Consider the following 6,621-nt stretch of genomic DNA (forward strand, 5'->3'; position numbering starts at 1 on the left):
CCGCGCCAGGGGGCAGCGCCCCCAAGCAATCAGCCCGGCCAGAGCGAAGCGGAGGCCGGGGAGAAGATCTGATCGGGATACGCAAAGCCTGAAAACCGGAAAGCCGTGTATCCTGACCTCCTTGGTTCCTGAAAGGCGGCGGACATGAGCAAAAAGAAGCCCCGCTCGGTTGAGCGGGGCGATTCGGGGAGCCGGTCTTAGTCGCCGTTGCGGCGGGACCAGATGAGGTTGTGGGACTTTCCGTCCTCGGCTTCGACCAGGCTGGCGTAGATCGGTGCGGGGAAGCTCGGATCGTCCAGCTTGACGGAGAGGTATTCGCGCTGCGTCTCGCGGGCGGTCTTCTTCCAGGCCGCGCCGAACTCGGTAGCGCCGGCGAAGATGCGGAAGTCGGGGCCGCGCTCGCTGTCGCCCTCGCTGGGGACGAACTTGGCCTTGACGTTGAGGGTCAGGGTCTTGACCGCGCCGGTGAAGCCTGCGGCGTTTTCGTTCTGGGTGAAGGTGCCGATGGTTGCCATTGTCGCATTCCTTTTCCTGTCGGGCCGCACCATTGCGACCTCGATGGTGGTCGTGAGACCGGGGACGATCGGCCCCGCACCCCTGGGGGCTGGAACATCGTGGAAGGCGGCCGACGACGGCTTTTTTGGTTCGCGATGCAAAGCCGAAGGCGGCGGAAAAAAGCTGGCGACGGACGTTGCGGGAAGACGAGCGAGGCGCAGCCGGTCTTCGGTCAGACCGTGCCAATCGAGGACGCGAATGGAGCGCCCGTTTCAGGAAATCGCCGGAATACGGCAATGGCGGCCGTCCTGCGCCTCGCCGGGATCGGGGACGCTGCGCCGGTTGCATCGGCTGCGGTCCTTTCCACCCTGACCGTCAAGGCCAGTTCGTATGATACCAGCGGGGCGTTGGTGGGCGCGGCTTCGTCTTACCTTCGCCGGTGCTGGCGTGCCCGATATGGCCGGAAGACCGTTTGCGGGGCGGCATGCACTACCTCGCCAAGCGGATGATCCGAGCTTCCCGGCGCTGATCCGCCCCGCCCGTCGAAGCGGACGGAAAGCCTAACCTCATCATGGGGCTGCCGTGGCGACCGTGACCGGCTCCCGAGACTGCCTCCCCAACCGAATGGGAGCTTCCCGCGAATTGTCCGCCGCCGCCCCTTGCGTTATGGGATTGAAGCCGAATGGCGGAAACGCGCCTTTGGTGTGGTTCCGGCGCAGCCGAAAGCCCGGCCCGAAGGGCAACGCTAACATTCCCTCTCGCATCGACTCACTTGTTGAACGATAGTTCGGAAAAGCGATGCGCGTCATCAATAAGGCTAGGAGGAGCTACTGCATGATTTTGCCAAGTCCCACGCATTCGAACTACACTAATCTTCTGACGGACATCGAGCGTGGGCAGGTCAAGATTCCTCAGTTCCAACGAGATTTCGTCTGGACCATGCAAAAGTCCGCAGCCCTGCTCGACAGCATCATCAAAGGCTATCCGGTCGGCACGTTCATCTTCTGGTCGACTAAGGATCGGCTGCGCAGCGTTCGTGATCTCGGTAATACACCGCTGCCGGAGCCGAAAGACGGCGAGACCGTCTCCTTCGTGCTCGACGGCCAGCAAAGACTGACCAGTCTTTACGCCTCGCTGCGCGGCATCAAGGTCGAGCGCAATTCGGGCAAGACAGACGACTTCGCGGATATGTTCATCAATCTCGAAGCCGGCGAAGAGGATCAGATCGTCGTAACGGAAGTAACCGATCTCGCTGACGGCACATGGATCAGGCTGCGTGACCTGATCCACGGCAGTTTTCAGCAGCTCGCGGCCTATCCGGCGCACTATCACGAAAAACTCTCGGAATACCGCCGCCGCATCGAGTCCTACGACTTCTCGATCATCCTCGTGAAAGACGTGCCGATCGATGTTGCCACCGAGATTTTCACGCGCATCAATGTGGGAGGCAAACCGCTCAGCGTCTTTGAAATCATGGTGGCAAAGACCTATGACGAGCCGCGCGAATTCGATCTCGCTGAACAGTTCGACGAGTTGGTCACCAAGCTCGAACCACTCGATTACGAGACGGTCTCGGATGCGACACTGCTGCAACTGGTGTCGCTGATCCTGACGAAAGACTGCAAGAAGCAGACGATCCTCAAGCTCGGCAAAACGGCTTTATTGACGCTTGGCCCCGTGCGGTCGATGCGTTCGAACGTGCTGTTGAGTTCTTCCGCAACAGCTACCGAATTCCGGTGTCGCAATTGCTGCCCTACAATACGCTCCTGGTGCCGTTCGCCTATTTCTTCTTCCATCACCCGGACAAGCCGTCTGCCGAACAGCGCCCGCTGCTGGAAGACTTCTTCTGGCGCTGCTCGCTGGGTGGACGGTATTCCTCGGCTGTGGAGAGCAAGCTGGCGCAAGACGTGCGTCGCATCGACCGGGTCCTTGATAACAAATCACCCGACTACGATTGGGCGGTGGACATCTCGCCGGAGTTCCTGCTTGACAATGGCTGGTTCAACGCGGGGCGTAGTTCGATCAAGGCGATCCTTTGCCTCTATGCCTTCCATCAACCAAAGTCGTTCAACGACAATTCTATTGTCAGCATTCGCAATTACTGGCTGAAGCAGGCGAACAGCAAAAATTACCACCATTTCTTCCCACGCGCCTACCTCGGTAAGAAGAATGTTGAGGAATGGAGAATCAACAACATTCTAAACATCACCATCGTTGACGACTATCTGAACAAGCGGGAAATCCGCGCCAAACCACCTGCGACCTACATGAAGACGTTCAGGAAATCGAATAAGGCGCTGGATGTGGCAATGGCATCGCACCTAATTGGCGATCTCGACGACTTCGGCGTGTGGGAGAACGACTACGACACGTTTCTTGCCGAGCGCGCGCGGCTGGTCAGCGAGGAACTGGGCAAGCGCATTATCAGTCGGCAGATCGACACGGACGGCCAGCCTTCGCGTGACGATGATTATGAGGAAGAAGCAGTCGCATTTGAATGAGGAGCGGCTTCGATCCCCTGAAGCTGAGGCTAAATGTTCGATTATGTGATGCTCGCCACTGATGATGTCGCACGCGCCGAACAGTTTTATGATCCGCTGATGGCGATTCGTGGCTATCCGCGCTGCTGGACGAAGGAAAGGAGCGCGGCCTGGAGATCGTTCGACGACCCAACAAAGGTCGCGTTGTGCATCCAGAAGCCGTTCGACGGCGAACCGGCAACAGTCGGCAATGGCGTGATGCTGGCGTTGCGGGCGGCGTTGACTGCGATGGTCGACAGCCTCCATGCAGCGGCAGTGGCGCATGGTGGTCATGATGAGGGCTGCCCGGTCCCCGCGTACAATATGGAGACGGCTTCTACGCCGCTTGTGTCCGCGACCCGGACGGCAATAAGCTCGCCTTTACTTACACAGTGTTGGTGACGACGTGAGCGGTGGGTCGGTCAACGACGGGGCGATGCCGCCGCGCTTAGTGGTGTTGTCCGGCTGTTCGGGCGGTGGGAAATCGACGCTGATCGCCGAGTTGAAGGCGCGCGATCATGTTGTGGTCGAGGAGCCGGGTCGCCGCATCATCGATGAGGAGCAAAGTTCCGGCGGCAGTGCGCTGCCGTGGGTCGATCTGGCGGCGTTCCTGCGCCGCGCCATCGACATGGCGCTGTCCGACATGGCGGCTGCCAGCCATAACAGGTGGGTGTTCTTCGACCGTGGCCTCGTGGATGCCGCGTCAGCCTTGGAAGAACTAACTGGCGATGCCGCCTTGCGTGCGCTCTGTATCAAGCATCGCTACCATCAGCGCATGTTCATGGCCCCGCCGTGGCCGGAGATTTATTTGACCGACGCGGAGCGGCAGCACAGCTTTGATGCGGCGGTGGCGGAATTTGGCCGGTTGATGCAAGCGTTTCCGGCATTGGGCTATGACGTGCTTATGCTGCCGCAGATGACGCCATCGCAGCGCGCCGACTTTGTGTTGGCGTCTCTCGCCGACGCTATCGGGACGGACTGACAGACGCCACCAGCCGCATCAGCGCCGAAAGACCGGTCACACCGCCGCCGATCAGGCAGAAGACCGTTCGCCAGACCTCGGACGGCACGGCCTCGCGCGTGATGCCGTGAACCAGTGCATAGCCCGCAACGGCGGCAGGCGCTGCGAAAACAAGCGCCACGGCGAGACGCAGGATCGTCGAGCGCACTGCCATGAACAGGACGATCAGCAGACCATAGGCGACAGCGCCTGTTACCAGTCCGACCAGACCCGCGCCGATCAGGCCGGAGCCGGAGGCATAGGCCCAACGCGCCACCTCCACGCCGAGCATGAAGGGCAGCGCATAGACGGCGAGTGTATAGGCCAGGATGCATAGACCGGCGACCAGCGCGACGGTCATCAACATGAGCACAATCATCGCAAGTTCCTCCTGAACCGATGACGGCGACGGTCATCGGATCGGTCGCGAGGGGTCGATCCCCGCGCGACCGCGATTTTTTTCGAGGGTGGAAAACAGGAAGGCCGGGACCGCTTGCACGATCCCGGCCCGGTCCTCACTCGGCGGCTTGCAGATAGGCGTCGGCTTCCGGCTCGGCGGCAGGGGGCGCGGTGCGCAGCACGTTCGGCAGCCAGCCGGTTCCTGCCAGAAGCTGTTCGGCGGCCTGCGCCATCTCCGGCTTCCTCAAGCCCGCGATCCGCTCGGCGGCTTCATCGCTGACGGCTTCCCGCACTGCGGCGAGGATATGCGCCTTGGTGACACGGCCAAGATAGGTCTGCCCGGTCGGGGTCCAGTGCGCCGCCATTTCCAGCGTCGTCGCCGTCGCCAGCTTCTCCGCCGTCGCGCGCGCGTTCGGCTTCTGCTCCCACTGAACCCTGACCGCATTGACGGTCAGCGATGCGCAATGGGCGAGCAAGGCCATGAGGCTCGCATGATCCAGCCCGGCGACAAAGGCCCAGAGGTCCACCACGTCGCGGGGCATATCCGATGCCCATCCGGCATGACGATCCGCCAGCACCTTCGCGGCGGGCGTGTCCTCGATGCCGTCCGCGTGGGAGGCGAGATAGGCGCTGGTCAACCGGATTTCGAGGCAGGACGCTTCCCCGCCACGATAGAAGGTCTGCGCCGCCAGCGCATGAACCACGGCGACAAGCGCCATATCCGGCTGCTCGCCAAGGGCGAGGCGCATGCCAAGGGTGCGATGGGCGGTCAGGTCGCGGATGAGAAGGTCCGACAGCGGCTTTGCCGCATCCCCGGCATCCTCGTCCTCGGTCTCGAGCGCGGAATCTGCCCGCTCGTCCTCGTTTCCCTCGTCCCCGACGATCTCCCCATCCTTGTTGACGGTCACGCCATCCACTTCGTAGGTGGCGCTTTCCGCTGCCTCCGGCTCCGACGCTTCGTCCTCGGCGCGGATGAAACCACGCTCGATCCGGGCCGTGCCGTCATGGTTGAGGATGACGAACACGCCGCCGCGCGCGATCTCGTCGGCGTCATAGGCGTGGCGCTTGGCGTCGATCCGCTCGATCTCGGCTTCAAGTTTCGCGAGCCGCTGATCCACCTCTTCCGGCAGGTCCACGTCCGCATCCTGCCATTCCGCCGACAGGCGCTCCAATTCCTCCTGCGCGGCGTCATACGCGGCGGCATCCTCCTCCGACAAATCCACCGGACGCGGATAGGTGCGGCGCAAGCCGTGGGCATGGGGATAGTCGATGTGAGCGGCGGTCCACTTCCACCCTTCTGCCGTCTGAACCTCGGCGGCAACGCCTTCCAGCCTGTCGATGACAAGCCGGTCGAGCAGCGCGGCATTCTCGAAATAGCCGCCCCGATCCTCGGTAAAGAGGTCGCGGATGATCGTGCCGCCTGCCTCTGCATAGGTGTCCGCCCCGACGAAACGCGCGCGCCGTTCGGTCGCCTCCACATTCGTCTTGGTCAGATCACGCCGGATCGTCGCGGGTTCGCGGTTCCACGACAGTTTATCGAAAACCTGTTCCTGCCGGTCGTGATCCTCAGTGATGGCGAAGGCCATCAACTGATCCAGCGACAAGCCGCCATCCCGATAGACCTGCATCAGCTTCGGGCTGACCGCGCCAAGGCGAAGCCGCTGCTTCACGACATGGGCCGAAACCCCGAACCGGGCGGCGATCTCTTCCGCCCCCCATCCGCGATTATCCGCCAACTCCCGGAACCGCTCGAACTGGTCGGCCGGGTGCATCGCCTCGCGGGTGACGTTCTCGTCAAGGCTGATTTCCGCCGCGTCGTTCTCGGTATCCAGAACGCAGCGGATGCCTTCCGTCTTCTTGATCTGCTTGCGCTTCACACGCAGCAACTGCGCCAGCCTGCGGCCTTCACCGATGGTCACGAAATAGCTGCCGGTCGCTTCGCCTTCCGCGTTCGTCTCCGGCTCCACTACCAGATTTTGGAGCATCCCCTTGGCAGCGATGCTGGCTGACAGCGCCTCGATATGCGCGTCGCTGTGCGGGGTCTTGCGGGCGTTGCGGGGTGACTTCTTCAACTTGTTCAGCGGCACGAACAGCACCGCGCCGTTTTCGGCGGCGAGGGCATCGGAAACCGTGGCGGTCGTTTCGATAGTGTTGGTCATTGTCTTGATCCTCATTGGCTTGGGTTGGAGCGCAGCGCTGCGCTGCAAC

Annotated in this window: 6 protein-coding genes and 1 pseudogene; 4 read left to right on the forward strand and 3 right to left on the reverse strand. The window is 62.0% G+C overall.

The window, feature by feature from the left end; translation table 11 throughout:
• Positions 1–197 precede the first annotated feature (197 nt).
• Complete coding sequence (locus CG51_RS18335; RefSeq protein ID WP_035747483.1) at positions 198–515, reverse strand: DUF736 domain-containing protein; 318 nt, start codon at positions 513–515, stop codon at positions 198–200.
• Positions 516–1,329: 814 nt separating this feature from the next.
• Between CG51_RS18335 and CG51_RS21205 the strand changes: the two are divergent.
• The 4 genes and pseudogenes from CG51_RS21205 to CG51_RS18350 form a co-directional block, all read left to right on the forward strand.
• Positions 1,330–1,920, forward strand: a pseudogene (locus CG51_RS21205) (DUF262 domain-containing protein); the annotation flags it as partial.
• A 320-nt stretch (positions 1,921–2,240) separates the two neighbouring features.
• A complete protein-coding gene (locus CG51_RS20855) occupies positions 2,241–2,996 on the forward strand; it encodes a DUF1524 domain-containing protein (protein ID WP_248783390.1) in 756 nt (251 codons plus the stop codon).
• A gap of 33 nt (positions 2,997–3,029) precedes the next feature.
• Positions 3,030–3,416 (forward strand): VOC family protein, encoded by a 387-nt coding sequence (locus CG51_RS18345; protein WP_233141378.1) that lies wholly within the window; start codon positions 3,030–3,032, stop codon positions 3,414–3,416.
• A 4-nt stretch (positions 3,417–3,420) separates the two neighbouring features.
• Entirely contained in the window at positions 3,421–3,996 is a 576-nt protein-coding gene (locus CG51_RS18350) for an AAA family ATPase (protein ID WP_233141379.1), read from the forward strand.
• On the opposite strand, the gene CG51_RS18355 is transcribed toward CG51_RS18350, so the two are convergent.
• Positions 3,980–4,393 carry a hypothetical protein gene (locus CG51_RS18355; RefSeq protein ID WP_035747487.1) on the reverse strand — a complete coding sequence of 138 codons (414 nt, stop codon included), beginning with the start codon at positions 4,391–4,393 and terminating at the stop codon, positions 3,980–3,982. The two genes, CG51_RS18350 and CG51_RS18355, sit on opposite strands and share 17 nt — an antisense overlap.
• Before the next feature lie 136 nt (positions 4,394–4,529).
• On the reverse strand, positions 4,530–6,572 hold the full coding sequence (locus CG51_RS18360; protein WP_051930875.1) for a ParB/RepB/Spo0J family partition protein: 2,043 nt from the start codon (positions 6,570–6,572) through the stop codon (positions 4,530–4,532).
• Positions 6,573–6,621: the final 49 nt, after the last annotated feature.

This window comes from Haematobacter missouriensis, assembly GCF_000740775.1.
Taxonomy (GTDB): Bacteria; Pseudomonadota; Alphaproteobacteria; order Rhodobacterales; family Rhodobacteraceae; genus Haematobacter; species Haematobacter missouriensis.

Bases quoted from the DNA above. Each gene is read 5' to 3' on its own strand.
- CG51_RS18335 (WP_035747483.1), bottom strand. From the start codon at position 515: ATGGCAACCATCGGCACCTTCACCCAGAACGAAAACGCCGCAGGCTTC.
- CG51_RS18345 (WP_233141378.1), top strand. From the start codon at position 3,030: ATGTTCGATTATGTGATGCTCGCCACTGATGATGTCGCACGCGCCGAA.
- CG51_RS18355 (WP_035747487.1), bottom strand. From the start codon at position 4,393: ATGATTGTGCTCATGTTGATGACCGTCGCGCTGGTCGCCGGTCTATGC.
- CG51_RS18360 (WP_051930875.1), bottom strand. From the start codon at position 6,572: ATGACCAACACTATCGAAACGACCGCCACGGTTTCCGATGCCCTCGCC.